Raw genomic sequence first — 18,717 nt, forward strand, 5'->3', positions numbered from 1 at the left:
CCGCTTTACAATTGGCTTGAACACCTATATTGTAACTCGTTTGGAGTTTTTTTGTTATGACGGTATAACCTTCAATGCGCACCCGCATAGCGGGTGGTTTATTTGTTCCGCACCTTCGGAGCGAAACGGACTTAAAGTCACATAAATCAGAAAAGAGGCTGAAACACTAGCGTTTCAGCCTCTCGTATTTTTTTGACCGATTTTAGAAGCTAAAGGTCAAAAGGTAACTTTTTATTTACGATACATCTTAACTTGAAGGTAAATATCGTTATAGATTCCTAGCCACTTTTGACCTAGGTTATTATAGACTTCAAGGTTTTTAATGGTTGATTCTGATGGGTAAAAGGCCTTATCATCCGTAATACTCTTTGGAAGTAAGGCTTTGGCTGCCTCGTTAGGTGTGGCATAACCAATATATTCAGCATTTTGCGCTGCATTTTCCGGTTTAAGCATGAAGTTAATAAAGGCATAGGCTTCCTTCTCATGCTTCACAGTTTTAGGAATCACTAGATTGTCAAACCAAAGATTTGAGCCTTCTGATGGGACAACATAACGTAGGTCCTCATTTTTATCAAGCATCTCACTGGCTTCCCCTGAGAAGGTTACTCCAATAGCCGCATCACCTTGAACCATGTAGCCCTTCATCTCATCACCAACAATAGCTTTGATATTTGGTGTCAGACTATTAAGTTTAGTTTCAGCCAAACGTAATTCAGTCATGTTCTTGGTATTCAAGCTATATCCCAGGCTATTGAGTGAGAAGCCAAGGACTTCACGCGCGCCATCAACCAGCATAATCTGGTTTCTGTATTCGGGTGACCAAAGATCATTCCAGTGCTGAGGTGCTTTTTTCACCAATTTCGTATTATAGACGATTCCGACTGTCCCCCAAAAATAAGGGATAGAATAGTCATTATTAGGATCGAAACTAAGCCCCTTAAAACTTGAGCCAATCTGATCAAAGCCATGGATTTTAGATTTATCCAACTTCACCAAAAGGTCTTCCTTGACCATTTTATCAATGGTATAGTCTGACGGCACAGCAATGTCGTATGTCGTACCACCTTGCTTAATCTTAGTATACATAGCTTCGTTGGAATCAAAAGTTTCATACTGGACCTTGATTCCTGTTTCTTTAGTGAACTTGGTCAAAAGATCAGGATCAATATAATCACCCCAGTTATAAATAACAAGCTTGTCCGACACATTTCCTGTACGACTTTGCATGTAGGCAGAAATTCCCCAAAGGCAGAAAATAATTGCTAAAATCCCTGCCAGAAATTGATAGAGTTTACGCATCGTGCTCCTCCTTTCTCTCCTTGGTAATCATATAATATCCAATGACTAGAAGAATAGAGAACAAGAAGACAACCGTTGATAGGGCATTGATTTCCAAGGAAATCCCTTTACGGGCACGTGAGTATATTTCCACAGCAAGTGTTGAAAAACCATTCCCCGTAACAAAGAAGGTTACTGCGAAGTCATCCAAAGAATAGGTAAAGGCCATGAAATAACCAGCGATAATACCAGGTGTCAAGTATGGCAACATAACCTCACGTAACATCTGCCATTGGGTCGCACCCAGGTCATAAGCTGCATTCACCATGTCTCGATTCATTTCCTTGAGACGTGGTAAAACCATGAGAACCACAATTGGGATTGAGAAGGCAATGTGACTCAACAAAACCGATACAAAACCGAGTTGGAAACCAATCAAGGTGAAAAGAATCAAGAAACTCGCACCAATCATGACGTCCGGTGCAACCATGAGTACGTTATTTAGAGATAAAATCCCAGTCTGTTGCTTCTGTTTGCTCTCATAGATAAAGATAGACCCAAAGGTACCAATAATCGTCGCCAGAAGAGCACTAAGGAAAGCTAAAAAGAAGGTTTGAGCCAGAATTAACATAAGTCGGCTATCTGAAAACATGCTCTGGTAGTTATCCAGAGTAAAGCCAGTGAAGCTATTCATATCGCCACCACTATTGAAAGAATAGGCGATTAAATAGAAGATTGGCAAATAAAGGATAACAAAGACAAGAGCTAAATAGAGATTTGCAAATTTTTTCATTGACGTCTCTCCTTTGTTAACCACATGGTCGCAATCATGGCAGCAATAAGAACAACACCAATGGTTGCCCCCATTCCCCAGTTTTGTGTCGTGAGGAAGTGCTGTTCAATAGCTGTCCCTAGGGTAATCACTCGGTTCCCACCAATCAAGCGTGTCAGCATAAAGAGGCTGAGACTAGGAATAAAGACAGACTGGACACCAGAGCGTACCCCATTAAGCGATAAGGGAAAAATAACCTTGGTAAAGGTCTGCCAATCATTGGCTCCCAAATCTTTACTCGCATTCACAATATTTTCATCCAAATCATCTAGTGCATTGAAAATCGGTAGAATCATAAAGGGAATTTCAATGTAGCTAGCCACGAAAATGAAGGAGAAATCCGTAAAGAGAATTTGCATGGGTGCAATCCCAAAGAAGCCGAGAAAGGCATTGATACCACCTTGTTGCCCAAAAATCCCCATAAAAGCATAGGCTTTCAGAAGGAGGTTGACCCAGGTTGGCAAAATGACCAACATCAACCAAAGTTGCTTATGCTTTAGTCTGGTTAAAAGATATGCCGTCGGATAAGAAATGAGAAGGGTTACCAGAGTAATGATGGCTGCATAAAGAACCGAGTTAAAACTCATCCTTAAGTAAGTCCAGCTGGAAAAGAAGGTACCATAATTGTCCAAAGTAAAGTTGCCACTGATATCAAAGAAAGACTGATAGAGTAGCATGAGCACTGGAGCAACCACGAAGAGTAGGAGCCAAAGGAGGTAAGGAACCGAGAAGAGGCTAGCTGTTTTCTTCATAGCGCTCCTCCTCAATGGCATTAATCAAGCCATCTTCATGCTCTTCCACTTCCACATATTCTTCAATACGCGCATCGAATTCTTCTTCTGTCTCATTAAGACGCATGATATGAATATCCTCAGGCGTAAAATCAAGACCGATAATCTCACCCTCAATCGCCTTACGGGTTGAATGAATCATCCATTCATTACCAAGATTGTCATAGGCAATGATTTCATAGTGGACCCCACGGAAGAGCTGAGTTTCCACGCGAACTTGCAATTTGCCTTTCTCAGGAAGTGTAATCTGTAAATCTTCAGGACGAATCACCACTTCGACAGGTTCATTAGGACGCATTCCTCCATCAACAGATTCAAAACGTTTCCCATTGAACTCAACCAAATAATCCTCAATCATAACGCCTGGTAGGATGTTAGATTCTCCAATAAAGGTTGCAACGAAGTGATTGATTGGTTCGTCATAGATATCAACCGGAGTTCCTGATTGAACAATTTCACCATCATTCATAACAAAAATCCAGTCCGACATGGCCAAGGCCTCTTCTTGGTCGTGAGTGACAAAGACAAAAGTAATCCCTAGACGTTGTTGCAATTCGCGCAACTCGTATTGCATTTCAGTACGTAGTTTCAAATCCAGTGCTGACAAAGGCTCATCCAAAAGGACTACACGGGGTTGGTTAATAATCGCACGAGCAATAGCCACACGTTGACGTTGACCACCTGATAATTTTTGAATCGAGCGCTTTTGATAACCATTTAGTTGAACCATCTTTAAGGCTTCTTCTACACGCTCTTCAATTTCCTTTTTAGGCACCTTTTTCAATTTAAGGGCAAAAGCCACATTGTCAAAGACATTCATATGTGGAAAGAGGGCATAAGATTGGAAAACGGTGTGAACATCTCTTTTATTGATAAGAATATCATTGATACGTTTTCCATCCAAAAGGACGTCACCACTGGTCGCATCTAATAGACCTGCAATGATGTTCAAAATCGTTGATTTACCAGAACCAGAAGCCCCAAGAAGGGTATAGAACTTACCTTCTTCTAGTTCAAAGTTGATGTCTTTTAAAACTTGTGTGCCACTGTCTTCAAACACTTTTGAGACATTTCGAAAGGCAATAATCGGATTAGTCAATTGTCATAAATCCTCCATGGATAGCAAATATAGGGATAGGGTTTTATTAGTTTAATTCGTCGCCAATGATACGTACTTCAGGCTCTAGTGTAACACCTGAATTTTCCTTAACCTTAGCGATAACATCTGAAATAAGGTCTTCATAGTCTTTTGCTGTTCCTTGATCGACATTAACCATGAAGCCAGCGTGCTTAGTTGACACCTCAACACCCCCGATACGATGTCCCCTGAGGTTAGCTTCCATAATCAGCTGACCTGCAAAGTGACCTGGTGGGCGTTTAAAGACCGAACCACATGAAGGGTATTCAAGAGGTTGTTTAAGCTCTCGCAAATGATTGAGACGATTCATCTCATTCTTGATTTGCTCGTAGTCTCCTGGTTTGAGGTTAAATTTAGCTGAAATAACCACTTCACCTGTTTCTTGGAGCACCGAACGACGATAACCAAAACGCATATCTCTTGCATCAATCGTACGAATATCTCCGTCTTTTGTAAGAACCTGAGCAGAAACCAAGATATGGGCAATCTCACCACCATAGGCACCCGCATTCATATAGACGGCACCACCAACACTACCTGGAATCCCCGCTGCAAATTCAAAACCAGTCAAACTTTGGAAACGAGCCACCTTGGTTGTCGCAATCAAATTAGCCCCCGCTTCAGCTTCAATTTGATAACCATTAACTGCAATACCATTAAGTCTGTCAAACATAATCACAAAACCTCTGATACCACCGTCACGGACAATCAAATTACTGGCATTACCGAGCACCATCCAAGGAATGTCATGCTTATTAGCAAATTTGACAATACGAGAGAGTTCATAGCGGTTACGTGGAAAGGCCAAATAATCCGCTGGACCACCAACCTTGGTATATGTATAACGTTTTAAGGGTTCGTCGAAACGAATATCAATCCCCACTAAATCTTCTTTAAGTTCATCTAACATGTTATTTTCCATACTTTTTCTATACATTTATTTCTTTGTAGGTATCGTGATAGACTTCCCCATATTACTATCACTACCTAAAAATGAGTTAGTATTTTTCCTAAAAATTAAAAGAAAAATACGACAAAAAGCCAAGATTAATTATAGCAAAAAATCCCCATCTTGACGACAAGGAATTTCACGCAAAGCTAGTCCATAACTTCCAATTTACGGACATCACTAGTGTTTAATTGACTCAAATATTTTTTGTAGGCTTGGCCAGTTTTAGGGTCAACCAAATCATCTGCTATTTCTATCAAGGGAACCAAAACAAAAGCTCTCTGACTCATATAAGGATGGGGCACTTTAAGGTGCTCAGTCTCCCAGATTTCCTGCCCATATAGAAGAATATCAATATCTACTGTCCGAGGCCCCCAATGCTCATGACGAACGCGATCAAGGTCTTTTTCAATCTGCTGACATGACCTTAGTAAGGTTTCAGCTGGCAACTGAGTCTCTAAGAGCAAGGCAAGGTTCAAAAAATCAGCCTGTTCTGTCAGTCCCCAAGCAGCCGTTTCATAATAGGAAGATACTACTTTAACCTCTGTCTCAGGTAAGTCATTCAAGGCCTCCACAGCTTTTTGGAGATAGTCCTGACGATTACCCATATTAGATCCCAAACTCAAATAAACTCTTGTCATCGGCTACGCTCCAATTCAATACCAACACTCTTATAATGCCCATTAATTGGTGGATTTTCCTTGGTAATTCGAACTTTAATAGATTGAATAGGTGCAAATTGTTCAAATAAATCCTCACAAATCGCACCCGCCAAACGCTCAATCAAAATGTACTTTTTATCTTCCGCTTGTTTTTGCACGGCTTCGAAAACCAAACCATAGTGAACCGTATCATCTAGATTGTCACTCTGTGAGGCCTTAGTTAGATCAACAGTCAATTCCAAATCAACCACAAAAATTTGCCCTAGGGTCTGCTCCTCAGCAAAAGCCCCGTGATAACCATAAAAACGGCAACCATTTAAAATAATTTTATCCATAATTTCTCCTTAAGACACTAGACTCTTCTTTATTTTAGCACAAAACAGTTGAAAAGTTGGTCTCTAATTAGTATGATATTTTAGACAGGTCTGAAGTTAGTGTATTTACACTTATGCAATCGATTGCATAATCCTTCTGATTTGGTAAAATATAGACACAGGAGCTAAAAAGAAACTCCTGAATTATAAGCAAGACTATCTCAACTAATAAGGAAAAAACTATGACAAATCAAACCGCAATGCAATATTTTGAATGGTATCTCCCAAGTGACGGTCAACACTGGAACAATTTGGCTGAAGATGCCCAACATTTAGCAGACCTAGGCATCAGCCACGTTTGGATGCCACCCGCTTTTAAAGCTACAAACAAAGATGATGTTGGTTACGGAGTCTATGACCTCTTTGACCTTGGAGAATTCGACCAAAAAGGAACAGTCCGCACCAAATACGGCCTCAAAGAAGAATATCTCAATGCTATCAACCAACTCAAAGAAGTTGGTATTGTACCTATGGCCGACGTTGTGCTTAATCACAAGGCGGCAGCGGATAAACTTGAGACCTTCGAAGTGGTCGAAGTTGACCCAGAAGACCGTACCCAAGAGATCAGCGAACCATTTGAAATCGAAGGCTGGACACATTTCACCTTTGACGGACGCAATAAAGCCTACGACGGTTTTGAATGGCACTGGTACCACTTTAACGGAACTGACTTCGATGCCAAACGTAATAAAAGTGGTATCTATCTTATCCAAGGTGACAACAAAGGTTGGGCAGACAACGACTTGGTTGACAACGAAAATGGTAACTTCGACTACCTTATGTATGCCAACCTAGACTATAAACACCCTGAAGTTATTGAAAATATTTACGAATGGGCAGATTGGTTCGTTGAAACTACAGGCGTTCAAGGGTTCCGAATGGATGCCGTTAAGCACATTGATTCTTTCTTTATGCGTAATTTTATTCGCGATGTCAAAGAAAAACAAGGTCAGGATTTCTATGTCTTTGGTGAATTTTGGAATGGTAACGAGGAGGATAACAATACCTATCTTGAAAAGATTGAAAAACGTTTTGACCTCGTCGATGTTTCCCTCCACAACAATCTACACAACGCTAGCACAGCGGGAGCTGATTATGATTTAACAACAATTTTCGATCATTCCTTGGTCAAAAATCATCCTGAACATGCCGTGACCTTCGTAGACAACCACGACACTCAACGCGGACAAGCTCTAGAATCCACTGTTGAAGAATGGTTTAAACCAGCTGCTTACGCTCTCATCCTTCTCCGTGAAGACGGTCTTCCTTGCCTATTTTATGGTGACTACTATGGTATTGAGGGTGAATTTGCCCAAGAAAATTTCCAAGAGAGCCTAGATACCTTGCTCTACGCTCGTAAAGACCTAGCTTACGGTGAGCAAACAGACTACTTTGATGATCCAAACTGTATCGGGTGGACACGCTCTGGCAACGAAGATGGGGCTCCATTAGCTGTAACGATTTCGAATGATGCTGCTAACAGCAAGTCTATGGAAATTGGTAGTGATTGGGCTGGACAAACCTTCTATGACATTCTTGGAAACTGCTCTGATACTGTAACCATTGATGAAGACGGATGGGGAGACTTTCCAGTTTCTGAAAAATCTGTCAGCGTTTGGACAATTCAAGACTAAGAAAAAAAGCTCAGTTTGTACTGAGCTTTTTTTAGTATCATAAAATTCCTGAAATAGTCTTAACGATATCATGATTGACGTCAACATTATGTACACGGACAATCTGACATCCTTTGGTAACTGCATAGCCAGATAAGGCAGCTGTCCCCTGGTCGCGATCCTTAGCTTGAGTATTCCCACCTAGTAGGTAATCCACAACTCGCTTACGAGAAATTCCAAAAAGAACAGGATAGCCCAAGGCAACGACCTTGTCCAAGCCTTTTAGCAGGTCAATATTGTGTTGGACATTTTTAGCAAATCCAAAACCTGGATCAATCCAGATATTGTCCTTGGCCACACCTGCTTCCAAGGCAGCCTGAGCACGTTGACTGAGGAATGTACAGACATCTTCTGTGACATCATTGTATACTTCTTCTTTTTGATTATGCATAAGGATAATCGGCACATTCTTTTCAGCTGCTAAAGCTAACATCTGACCATCATAAAGTCCAGCCCAGACGTCATTTAGAATATCTGCACCTGCTTCAAGAGCAGCTCTAGCAGTGGCTGTCTTATAGGTATCAATACTGATGAGCACATCATATTTTGCCTTGATAGCCTGAATAACTGGAACGATACGAGCAATCTCTTCTTCCTCAGTCACAAATTCTGCCCCTGGTCTTGTAGATTCGCCACCGACATCGATAATAGCAGCCCCCTGGGCAATCATGCGCTCAACCTGAGCCAAGGCATCCTCTACTGTGTCAAAATCGCCACCATCTGAGAAAGAATCAGGGGTGACATTCAAGATTCCCATAATACAGGCCTTACCTGCAATCTCATGTTTACCGATAAACATCTTAACTCCTAAAAATCACGCATCAATGAAAGAATTTCCTTGCGTTCTTCACGGTCTTCTTTATAAAGGCCCTTAGCGACAGTTGTGATTGTCTTACTTCCTGGTTTCTTAATGCCTCGCATAGTCATGCACATGTGCTCTGCTTCAACCATGACAAAAACTCCTCGAGGATTCAGAGCTTCTTCAAGTGCTGTAGCAACTTGATCTGTAAGACGTTCTTGCAACTGCGGACGACGAGCAGCTACTTCAACCGCACGCGCTAATTTGGAAAGTCCTGTCACCTTGTCTCCACTTGGCAAATAAGCCACATGGGCCTTACCATAAAATGGAACCAAATGGTGCTCACACATAGAGTAAAAAGGAATATCCTTGACAAGGACAACTTCATCATGAACTTCTGAAAAGACAGCTGTAAATTGATCCTTAGGATCTTCATTTAGACCTGAAAACATTTCAGCATACATCTTAGCCACACGTTTTGGTGTATCCAAAAGTCCCTCACGCTCAGGATTTTCACCTAGAGCTTCCAATAGTTGATAGACTGCTTGTTCTACTTTTTCTTGATTTGCCATAATTTCCTCTTGCAACGTTATAATACTATCTATTATACCTTATTTTGCTGGATTTTTCTTGCAAAAAATAAGATTTCCTAGCTATCTAAATCTCAAAAAAAGCGAAGACCTCCTTTCATATAGAGGTTATCTTCGCTTATATTTTTTAGTCTTTCAAGTGGTAAGAATAAGATGAAACCACAATATTCTCACGCCATTTGAGATAATATTTCAATCGTAAACTCATTTGGTTGTGAAGCATGGTTTGCCATGATTTTTTAGGTACAAACTGAGGAATCATGACTGTCAGAGTCGCATTATCCTTCTCAGCTTGAGTGGCGACCTCGTCCACATACTGAATGGTTGACTGAGTGATTGAGCTATATGGTGATTGGATATGAACCATCTCAATTTCAGGGAAATATTTTTTAAACTCTTGTTCAGTTTCCTTGTCCTTGTTCTCTGTATCCTTAGTAGATACATGCATGGCGATAACCTTGTCACCAATAGAACGTGCATAGGAAATAGCTCCGATATTAGCCTTGGTAACATTCCCAACAAGGATAAGAACAATATTTCCTTGATAATGGTGTTCTTCTACCGCTCCATCAATACGCAACTGTTGAGCAACACCATTATAGTGTTTTTTAATCTTAAGGAACATCCACATCAAGATTGCAATAATCGGGAAGAATGGCCAGATATCTCCTAAACGGAAAAGGAAGAGAATGAGAACGATAGCATAACAAATGAGGGCACCTAAGATATTTGCTAAAGAGTGTTTCCAGAATCCCTTACCATATTCACGAATCCAATGGACAACCATCCCCGTTTGAGAAAGAGCAAATGGAATAAATACACCGATGGTGTAAAGCGGAATCAACCGTTCCGTATTTCCTCGGAAAATAAACAAAAGGGTAATGGCACCAATTGCAAGTGTCAAGATCCCATTAGAGTATCCCATACGTGCACCTTTTTCAAGATACATGTGAGGCATGTATTTATTTTTCGCCATATTAAAGGACAACATCGGAAAGGCTGAAAAACCTGTGTTAGCTGCCACTGCAAGAATCATAGCAGTAGAGAATTGGAAAATGTAAAATAGAATACTACCAATCCATGATTGACCAAGAATTTCTCTAGCCATTTGTGACAAGATAGTTACTCCTGCATGAGGTGTAATACCTGTCCACCAGTTGAGGAAGGTAATTCCCGCAAACATAGCCCCCAAAATGCTAGACATGATAAAGAGGGTTGATGCTGCATTTTTAGCCTTAGGTTTTTGAAAGAAAGGCACCGCATTAGAGATGGCTTCAACCCCTGTCAATGAGGCAGAACCTGAAGTAAAGGCCCTTAAAATAAGAATCAATGACACCCCTGTAATGGGTTGTCCTAAATGTGCTGTGGCTGCGTAAGGCATATGACCAGTTAAAATTTGAAAGAAACCAAATCCCAACAAGAACAGCGTCGAAACAATGAAGAGATAAACCGGTATCATCAAAGATTTTGCCGATTCACGCATTCCCCTAAGGTTCATAACCATCAAAACAAGCACCAAAATCATTGATATCTCAAGATTGAAAGGATGAAGGAAGGGAAGGGCTGAAGTAATGGCATCTGCACCTGAGGCCACTGAAACAGCAACTGTCAACATGTAATCGACCAAAAGACTGCCACCAGCTATCAAGCCAAACTTAGGAGACAGATTTTCCGTCGTTACCATATAGGCACCACCACCTTGAGGATAGGCCTTGATAACCTGTCTATAAGAGATGGTAAGGCTGGCCAAAAGGACGAGAACCAAAAGCCCAATAGGGATTGACCACCAAATAGCCGCACTAGATACAGCTGTCAGAACCAAGACTACTTGCTCTGGACCATAGGCGATAGATGAGAGTGCATCACTCGACAACATGGCCAAGGCCTGAATCTTGGACAATAAGTGTTCATCACCACTATCATCATGAGTTAAAGGTTCACCGATTAAAATGTTTTTCAGACGTTGAAACATTGCGATCTCCTTGCTTTTAAAACATACGAAGGTTATTATACGCCCCTAAATGTCATCTTTCAAGTCTTAAACATCACTTGCCTGCTCTAAAACCCATTTTCTGACCTGAGAAATAAAGTATAGAGATCCCGTAATCACATAAAGTTTCTTATTGTCAGTCGTTACATGTTCTTTAATCCATGTTTTGAAATCTGGTACCTGCTTATAAACTTCTGGGTATTTATCTAATTTAACACTGTTTGGATAGTCAAAACTCGTTACAGTCAAGTCACCAACCGATTTTAGTTGAGCTAGCATACCATCAATAGGCTTGGTGTCAATAGCCGCAAAGAGAAGTTCAATCTCCTTATCTGCATGTTCTGATTGCAGCAAGTCAATCAAAACTTTAACACTCTCATTATTATGAGCACCATCAATCATGAGATTAGGTCTTAAAAATTCTGTTCGACCTCGCCAATTGGCATGAGCTAGTGCATCCTTTATGAGTTTAGGAGTTACTTTAGGATAATCTTTTTGAAGCAATAAAGAAGCCATAATAGCTAAACTAGCATTTGCTACTTGATGTTGACCAGCCATGGCCAAGGCTATATCATCTAACCTTTGCTCCCCATAGGTAAAATCAAAGGAATGACTAGACCCTTCAGCTGTGAAATCTCTCCCAAATTCATAGGTCTTGGACCCTTCTTCACGCGCCTTCTTCTCGAAAACATCTCTAACATCAGTACGGTCAGTCGCATAAATAAAAGGAGCCCCATTCTTCAAAACACCAACTTTTTCTGCTGCAATTTCAGCATGGGTATTTCCCAAAATAGCCTGATGGTCCAAACCAATCGAAGGGCAAAGGACTACCAAAGGCTTAAATAGATTAGTCGAATCATGAAGGCCGCCCATTCCAGCTTCAATGAATGCGATATCAACAGGATGGACCTGACCAAAATAGAGGAACATCAGAACTGTGATAATTTCAAACTCTGTCGCATTTTCATGCTCTGTCTCTTTTGGTAGACGTTCAACCACAGGCTTCACACGACTAACCAAGTCAAGTAAGTCCTCTTCTGAAATCATCTGACCATTAAGAGAGATTCGTTCCTTGAAGTCAATAATATAGGGCGAGGTAAAGGTTCCAACTTCATAGCCTGCCTGGGTAAAAATTGTTTGTAGGGCATTGACTGTAGACCCTTTGCCATTTGTTCCCACGATATGCACAGCCTTGAGATTATCTTGTGGATTTCCCAATTCTTTAAGCATCCAAGCCATACGCTCCAAGCCAGGCTTGATGCCAAATTTTAATTGTCCATGAATCCAATCCAATGCTTCCTGATAAGTCATAATTACTCCTTTTTTGGCTAATGCTTCAACTTAGTCATTAAACTGACCTTTAAACTAGATTCCTAGTTTTTCCTTGAGCTTAATGAGTTGACGTTCTTATTATACCAAAGACTTCTAGTCTTTAACCAAAATATGCAAAAAAGGCAACCCTAGGGTCACCTCTTAAGCTTTCTCTTTTTCGTCAATAACAAGACGAACTTTTTTACCTTGAGTAGGTACCGAATAGACAATCGCTCTTATCGCCGTAATAGTACGTCCTTTTTTCCCGATAACACGCCCAATATCGGCTGGGACAAGATCAAGATGGTACTCCAAAAACTCAGGACCGTCAATGATTTTGATGGTCAACTGATCTGGTGAAGCAATTAAAGGTTTAACGATAGCGATAATAAGATTTTCAATGGTATCCATAGGCTAAAAAATTATTTTGAGAATTTTGATTCGTGGAATTTCTTCATAACGCCTTCTTTTGAAAGGATGTTACGAACTGTATCTGAAGGTTGTGCACCTTTAGACAACCACTCAAGAACACGTTCTTCTTTAAGTGCTACTTGGTTTTCTTCAACGAGTGGGTTGTAAGTACCAACTGTTTCGATGAAACGTCCATCACGTGGAGCACGTGAATCTGCAACGTTAATACGGTAGAAAGGTTTTTTCTTAGAACCCATACGAGTCAAACGGATTTTTACTGCCATTTTTAATATCTCTTTTCTTTAGTTTTTTTATTATGGTGAGGGCTCTTATCGCCCCTCGACCCTAACTAGTATACCATATAATTTTTATGTGTCAAGAAAAAAACTTGACAGACTTAAATTTTCTACAAAAAAAAAAATTAGAGTTTGACTCTAACTTCCTTTTAGACTATTTCTTAGTTGTGGTCTTATGATTTTTTTCATAAGCTACTTTTGCTTCAGCATATTGAGCTTCTAAACTCTTAGCCGCTGCCTTTGACACTTTCTCATAAGTATCACGACTAGTCAACTTGCCATCCTCGTTGTATGTAGAAACAACCAAGGTATCTTTATTTACAGTATAAGACTTGGTGCGTTTTCCTTTACGGTAGAGTCGGTAGTTATCTACGTTATCCGAAATATAGTAATCTACTAGATTCTTATCTGCATTTGGATAAAGTTGCGAGACAACTTTAGTCAACTCACGCTTAAATTCTGAAACTTCTTTAGTATAGGTAATAGATTTATTCCACTGATCAACAACTTGATATTCCTTCAAATAATCTGAAGCTGTAAAAGTAGGCTGATCCTCCTCACCTTCTTTATAGAAGTAAGAATGCGTTTGTAAATTATTAGAATGATCAACTTTAAGGAAAGAGACGTAAATTTCATCTTTATCTTCATGTTCTTTCAGAGCATTGGTTAACTTACCAGAATTTTCGTCCAAGACCTTAGACGATTTTAATTCCCAAGTTCCCTCAATGTTCCCCGAAGCATTACGCCAAAAACCGTATACACCACCGACAAGCAACATCAAAACAACAGCAACAAGACTAGAAATCAAGGCTCCTTTGCCCCAATTTTTGGCCTTTTGCGACTTTTGATTAGCGTTTTGAATCGTTTCTAGAAGACGAACCTGACTTTCCAATCTCTTTTCTAATTTGGCAACTGTCTGTTCTTCCTTAGATTTAGCTTTGGCAGCTAGCTTTTCGGCTTTTTTCTTATCACGAGCAGCTTGACGAGCAATCTTCTTAGCTGCCTTTTCTTCCTTATGATCAAGTTTTGTCAAATCCTCAGATAATCCAAGATGCTGTGCTTGGTTACTGAAAACTGGAATAGCTTGATTAGGTTCACTCGAGGTATTAACAGAATGATTTCCTGCATCTGGACGGGTTGGCGCATAACTTGCCAAACGTTCCTTAGCCTCTGCGACGCGTTTGCGCTGTTCCTCTTCCTTTTGAATATCCTCAGCCTGACGGCCCGACTGAATGGTTCTTACTTGACCAACAGTCTCTTGAGACAGGGCCCTTCTCTTTTCCTGGGCCGCATTTGCCATAGCTTCTTGCGCGTTGTCACGCTCTTTCTGAGACTGAGCTAGTGCTCTGGCGGTTGCGGTTCCTTCTTCAAACTGTTGATCAGCTGCTGATTCACCTTGATCAGCTACTTGGTTATCCTTTGTACCTTCAGAGAGAACAAACTCTCCTCGTTCCAAGGCCTCTTTGAAGTCGATTGGTCTTGGTTTTCGGCCATTAACAGCCTCAAAGTACTCTAACCATTCGTCTTTCAACATAATAAATCCCCCTGAATTAAAAAACACATGATTAACTTCCCTATTTTACCATACTTTTTAACATAAAAATAGGGATTAACAAGAATTCTAAAAATTCTTATTAAGTCCCCATTAATCTTCTTTTGGTGTAATAGACAATAATTGAACAAAACGGTGTTGTGCTGATTCTGTTTCAAGCGTGACGTTGTCGTATCTGAAGAGAATCTCCTCGATATTTGCTAAGCCCAAACCACGACCTGTTCCTTTCGTTGAAAATCCTCTTTGTTTCAAAGGAGCTACATCAATAGAAGCTTCCTTAGTCGAATTTTCAACAACAATAACTGATTGATTTTCCATCTTAAAGATAGCAATAGATAATTTTGGTTTATCTGCTAATACAGTAGCTTCAATAGCATTATCACAAAGAATTGATATGATTGTAATCAAGTCGAGTGGACGCATATCTGTGAAGAAGACCCCCTCTTCAACCTCCACATGACATTGAATACCTTTATCAAAAGCCTCAGCCACTTTAGATGATAAAAGACTCTTAAGTGGCATATTGGTCACACGAGTTAATTTTGCCAAATCAAACTTTTGCTGCTTCAAATCTGACGCCGAATCTTTCAAGACACTATCATAAATCATCTTGATTTGATCAATGTCTTTCATCTGGATGGCTTCATTAAGCGAAATCATAACATTAGTATAGTCGTGACGGAAACTGCGTAGCGTTTCGTAAAGACTTTCGACCTGCTCAGAATACTTCTCTAAATCATCCAAGTGACGTCGATTTTCTTTTCTACGCTCATTTTCAAAGAATTCATCTGCATATTTATTAACCTTGTAAACAGCATAAAAAATAGCTACAAACCCCACTAAGGTTATCACATGTCCAGCATAGTACAAGGCAAAAAATCGCGAGGCCACGACGACAGAATAGTTCAAAATCACATAGCTAATCAAGATAAAGTTAGTGAAAAACATAATCCGACCAAATTTACGATCTCGCTCTAAAACCCTCAAATATTTAAAATCAATGTTAAGGAGCTTGGATAGAGCGACAAATGTTGGAATAATTAAAAGGTCAAAGAAAATGAAATAAAGATAACTTCTGTTTAGAAAATCCGATGTGATGCCGAACCCTGGCATCAGGAAGTAGGCATAACCATTAAAAATCAACAGATAGAGAACTAGAGGATAGAAGGCATAAAAAGCCAACATATTGGTGGTTCTCTCCTTGCCATAGAAATAGGCATAGAAAAGAAGGTAGAAGGGTGTCATAAAGGACAAACCGACATTATATGACATCCCCAGTATTCCCCCTATACATTCAACCAGGAACGCAATAGGAAGGATTATACGTGGTACCTTGACCAAACTGGTCCTTTCGTAAATCCACTGTATGACAATGAAATGCAAAAGATATTCTAATGCAATTTGCAAATTGAGCATCATTTAATGGTTAGCCACCTCCTTCTAGTCATCTCTAAATATACGGCAAAAAGCCATAACACTATTCTATCACAATTCCTGATAATAGATGAGATAAAATTAAATAATTATCTCGAATTTCAGAAAACTTTCAATAATGATTAGAGAAGAAGGGGAAAATCTAAGACCTAACGATTTTTCAAACGTTCCAAAAGTTCCTTTTTACGTGTCCGCGATAGGAGGCATGACTCATTTTCCTCAAAGAAGACCATATTAGCTGTACGATCCACACTTGTCACATTATTCACATTGACAACAAAAGAGCGGTGCGTTTGGAAGAAAATATCATCCAATTTTGCTACTTCTGCAATTTTCCCATAGAATTCCACTAGGTTTGACTTGGTATGAGCGATTAACTTATGTGGCACAGGGGCTGTCTCAATGTATAAAATGTCATCATAAGGAATATTAACATCATTTTTATCCGTTTTAACAGTTAGACTCTGTGCCTTGGTTTCTTGCTCAACCTGTGAATAAGCAAAATCTAAAAGTTCTACTAAAGCTCTCTTAAGATCCACATCTTCCATGGATTTATCGACAAAGTCTAGAGCTTGAATCTTATAACGGAAGGTCAAGGGCATAAACTCCGAGTAAGCTGTAACAAAGGCAATTTGTGCTTTCAAGTCTTCCTTACGGATTTCAAGCCCAATATCTAGTCCCTGCTTAGTTTGATTTTTAAGGTCAATATCCAAAAGATAAACCATGGATTTACCCGAACCTCTATCAGCATCTAACAATTCCTGACCCTGTTCATAAAAAGTAATCCCATCAACAACGGCCTTCGACTCCTCAACTGCTTCGTCCAATAAACGACCAACACGATGACGCTGCAAGGCATCATCTTCAAGGACGATAATAGAAAGCATCTTATATCCCTCTTTCTTTCTAATATACTTTAATATACCTATCTAATATTTTATCATAATTAATTGGATAATATTCCTTTTTTTACAGCATAAAGTCTTTTTATCTCACCTAATTTCATTTATAAAACAATTGTTATCTCGTTGTCACTTTATATTCATTTTTAGGTGTTACCATGAGAACTGCTTTTGTTTTAAATTAAAAAGGAGAAAGTTATGTTACATTCTTTTAAAACGCAAGGGACTAAGACAAAGACCTTGTTGACCCTTGCAACTGTCGGTATAATTAGTGCTTTTCTTGTAGGAAGTCCTCAGCATGCCTCTGCGGATCAAACCTATGTTTCAGATCCTAATCAAACTCTGACATTTTCCGAACTTGAAACAGGTACAACTACAAATACCATCGCTCAAACAGGTGTTTCTACTGAAACACCTACTACTGTGACTACTATATCACATACCTCTGTGGATGATCTTCATACACATGAAAATGACTATGAACAAACTCCCACAAACACTCCAACTTTTGAGGAATTGAAACAAAATAGTCAAACAGCTAGCAGTACTGTCGACAGCCAGACTGGAAGCAAAACCTATGAGACTAGAATTCCGACAAATACAGATAGCAATCATAAGGCTGAAGAAAACCAGTCTGAACCAAAGACCGAAACTGTCGCTCAAGCACAAACCTGGTCAAAAGATGGTGCCACATGGGTTTCAACAGAAATTAATAATGGTAATGTTCATAAGATTCTATCTACTTATATTCCAAAACCATTAACACCTTCTACAAAACCAACGACAACAGCTACACCAAAACCTAAACAATCAACTCCTGCTGTTAGTCAACCTAAAAAACCAGCCACAGTTGCTAACAAACCTACTGCACCTACAGTTCAACCTAAGAAACCAACGACTGTCACTAAACCAACAACTCCTAAAGCCACTCCTATCCAACCTGCTAAACCAGTGGACCGAGTTGCTCAAGTATGGCAAAAGAATAACGAACTCGTAAAAGAGAATTACGATACTCCTCACTGGTCAAGTAAGGAAGCGACAGTTTTCATCAATGCTAAAAATCCTGAAATCGTGAATGCCTACAAACAGGCTATCACTTCTTGGAATAACACTGGTGTCTTCAATTTCTTGCTCACTAACGATAAACAAAAAGCCAACATCATTGCTGATGAACGTTATGAAGGTAATGTGGCAGCTCCTCTTGGAGTTACCTACTCTACTTACTACCTCCCAACTAAGCAATATAGTAATGCTACTGTTTACTTGAACACCTTCCATGTTCAAAACAATTATTACCAAAAGAACGGCGGGAAACTTCTTAACACTGCTCAACACGAATTAGGACACTCAATTGGACTTGAACACAACAGTGCCGTTGCCTCTGTAATGGAACCTAAAGGTGGTAAGACAAGTATCCAACCTGTTGATATTAACAATGTTAAGAAACTCTATAGCAAGATTTAAGTTCTTACACCATCACTACAAATATAAGCAGACCTATCAGGTTCTGCTTTTTTTATACAACTGAGATGACCATTCAAGACCAGAAAATGACTGTTCATGATTTTTTCTTACATATTTTTATATTATGTAAAGCTTTCTTCATTTTTTTTGGTAAAATAGAAAATGTAAAGAGAGACCGGATGAGTTAGAAAACTAAACTTTGTTAGTTTTTGCTCACTATTCTCATAAACAGAATAAAAATAGTCTAGGAACCCTTCTTAACATTTATACC

Annotated in this window: 18 protein-coding genes; 2 read left to right on the forward strand and 16 right to left on the reverse strand. The window is 39.6% G+C overall.

Annotated elements, in window-relative coordinates; translation table 11 throughout:
• Positions 1–231: 231 nt before the first annotated feature.
• From ACWPVZ_RS09595 to folB, 7 genes are all read right to left on the reverse strand, one after another.
• Positions 232–1,299, reverse strand: a complete 1,068-nt coding sequence (locus tag ACWPVZ_RS09595) for an ABC transporter substrate-binding protein (RefSeq protein ID WP_060972619.1) — start codon at positions 1,297–1,299, stop codon at positions 232–234.
• Positions 1,292–2,071, reverse strand: a complete 780-nt coding sequence (locus ACWPVZ_RS09600) for an ABC transporter permease (protein ID WP_037598343.1) — start codon at positions 2,069–2,071, stop codon at positions 1,292–1,294. The genes ACWPVZ_RS09595 and ACWPVZ_RS09600 overlap by 8 nt, the downstream gene beginning before the upstream one ends.
• A complete protein-coding gene (locus ACWPVZ_RS09605; protein WP_048673786.1) occupies positions 2,068–2,862 on the reverse strand; it encodes an ABC transporter permease in 795 nt (264 codons plus the stop codon). The genes ACWPVZ_RS09600 and ACWPVZ_RS09605 overlap by 4 nt, the downstream gene beginning before the upstream one ends.
• Positions 2,846–4,000, reverse strand: coding sequence for an ABC transporter ATP-binding protein (locus ACWPVZ_RS09610; RefSeq protein ID WP_454381899.1), 1,155 nt, complete (start codon positions 3,998–4,000; stop codon positions 2,846–2,848). Before ACWPVZ_RS09610 ends, ACWPVZ_RS09605 begins: the two co-directional genes overlap by 17 nt.
• 46 nt (positions 4,001–4,046) lie before the next feature.
• The gene (murB, locus tag ACWPVZ_RS09615) at positions 4,047–4,949 is read right to left on the reverse strand and encodes a UDP-N-acetylmuramate dehydrogenase (RefSeq protein WP_060972234.1); all 903 of its coding nucleotides are present in this window, start codon (positions 4,947–4,949) and stop codon (positions 4,047–4,049) included.
• A gap of 188 nt (positions 4,950–5,137) precedes the next feature.
• Complete coding sequence (folK, locus tag ACWPVZ_RS09620; protein ID WP_073950283.1) at positions 5,138–5,629, reverse strand: 2-amino-4-hydroxy-6-hydroxymethyldihydropteridine diphosphokinase; 492 nt, start codon at positions 5,627–5,629, stop codon at positions 5,138–5,140.
• Positions 5,626–5,985 carry a dihydroneopterin aldolase gene (gene folB, locus ACWPVZ_RS09625; RefSeq protein ID WP_002891526.1) on the reverse strand — a complete coding sequence of 120 codons (360 nt, stop codon included), beginning with the start codon at positions 5,983–5,985 and terminating at the stop codon, positions 5,626–5,628. Before folB ends, folK begins: the two co-directional genes overlap by 4 nt.
• Positions 5,986–6,206: 221 nt before the next feature.
• Here folB and ACWPVZ_RS09630 point away from each other — a divergent pair, with 221 nt between their 5' ends.
• On the forward strand, positions 6,207–7,658 hold the full coding sequence (locus ACWPVZ_RS09630) for an alpha-amylase (RefSeq protein WP_454381900.1): 1,452 nt from the start codon (positions 6,207–6,209) through the stop codon (positions 7,656–7,658).
• Positions 7,659–7,695: 37 nt separating this feature from the next.
• Here the strand turns inward: ACWPVZ_RS09630 and folP are convergent, their stop codons facing one another.
• The 9 genes from folP to ACWPVZ_RS09675 all read right to left on the reverse strand — a co-directional run bounded on the left by folP (position 7,696) and on the right by ACWPVZ_RS09675 (position 16,967).
• Entirely contained in the window at positions 7,696–8,496 is an 801-nt protein-coding gene (gene folP / locus ACWPVZ_RS09635; RefSeq protein ID WP_347105311.1) for a dihydropteroate synthase, read from the reverse strand.
• A gap of 8 nt (positions 8,497–8,504) precedes the next feature.
• On the reverse strand, positions 8,505–9,068 hold the full coding sequence (gene folE / locus ACWPVZ_RS09640; RefSeq protein ID WP_002884345.1) for a GTP cyclohydrolase I FolE: 564 nt from the start codon (positions 9,066–9,068) through the stop codon (positions 8,505–8,507).
• 145 nt (positions 9,069–9,213) lie between these two features.
• Positions 9,214–11,058 (reverse strand): APC family permease, encoded by a 1,845-nt coding sequence (locus ACWPVZ_RS09645; protein ID WP_002891530.1) that lies wholly within the window; start codon positions 11,056–11,058, stop codon positions 9,214–9,216.
• Positions 11,059–11,124: 66 nt separating this feature from the next.
• Positions 11,125–12,387, reverse strand: coding sequence for a bifunctional folylpolyglutamate synthase/dihydrofolate synthase (locus ACWPVZ_RS09650; RefSeq protein WP_454381901.1), 1,263 nt, complete (start codon positions 12,385–12,387; stop codon positions 11,125–11,127).
• A gap of 162 nt (positions 12,388–12,549) precedes the next feature.
• On the reverse strand, positions 12,550–12,798 hold the full coding sequence (locus tag ACWPVZ_RS09655; protein ID WP_454381902.1) for a KH domain-containing protein: 249 nt from the start codon (positions 12,796–12,798) through the stop codon (positions 12,550–12,552).
• Positions 12,799–12,809: 11 nt separating this feature from the next.
• Positions 12,810–13,082, reverse strand: coding sequence for a 30S ribosomal protein S16 (gene rpsP / locus ACWPVZ_RS09660; protein WP_454381903.1), 273 nt, complete (start codon positions 13,080–13,082; stop codon positions 12,810–12,812).
• A gap of 166 nt (positions 13,083–13,248) precedes the next feature.
• Positions 13,249–14,628 (reverse strand): hypothetical protein, encoded by a 1,380-nt coding sequence (locus ACWPVZ_RS09665; RefSeq protein WP_454381904.1) that lies wholly within the window; start codon positions 14,626–14,628, stop codon positions 13,249–13,251.
• 111 nt (positions 14,629–14,739) lie between these two features.
• Complete coding sequence (locus tag ACWPVZ_RS09670) at positions 14,740–15,918, reverse strand: sensor histidine kinase (RefSeq protein WP_037601828.1); 1,179 nt, start codon at positions 15,916–15,918, stop codon at positions 14,740–14,742.
• A gap of 311 nt (positions 15,919–16,229) precedes the next feature.
• The gene (locus tag ACWPVZ_RS09675) at positions 16,230–16,967 is read right to left on the reverse strand and encodes a LytR/AlgR family response regulator transcription factor (RefSeq protein ID WP_021143758.1); all 738 of its coding nucleotides are present in this window, start codon (positions 16,965–16,967) and stop codon (positions 16,230–16,232) included.
• A 213-nt stretch (positions 16,968–17,180) separates the two neighbouring features.
• Between ACWPVZ_RS09675 and ACWPVZ_RS09680 the strand changes: the two genes are divergently transcribed.
• Positions 17,181–18,446: a matrixin family metalloprotease gene (locus tag ACWPVZ_RS09680; RefSeq protein ID WP_454381905.1), complete on the forward strand. Its 1,266-nt coding sequence runs from the start codon at positions 17,181–17,183 to the stop codon at positions 18,444–18,446.
• Positions 18,447–18,717 lie beyond the last annotated feature (271 nt).

Source organism: Streptococcus sp. Marseille-Q6379, assembly GCF_965119505.1.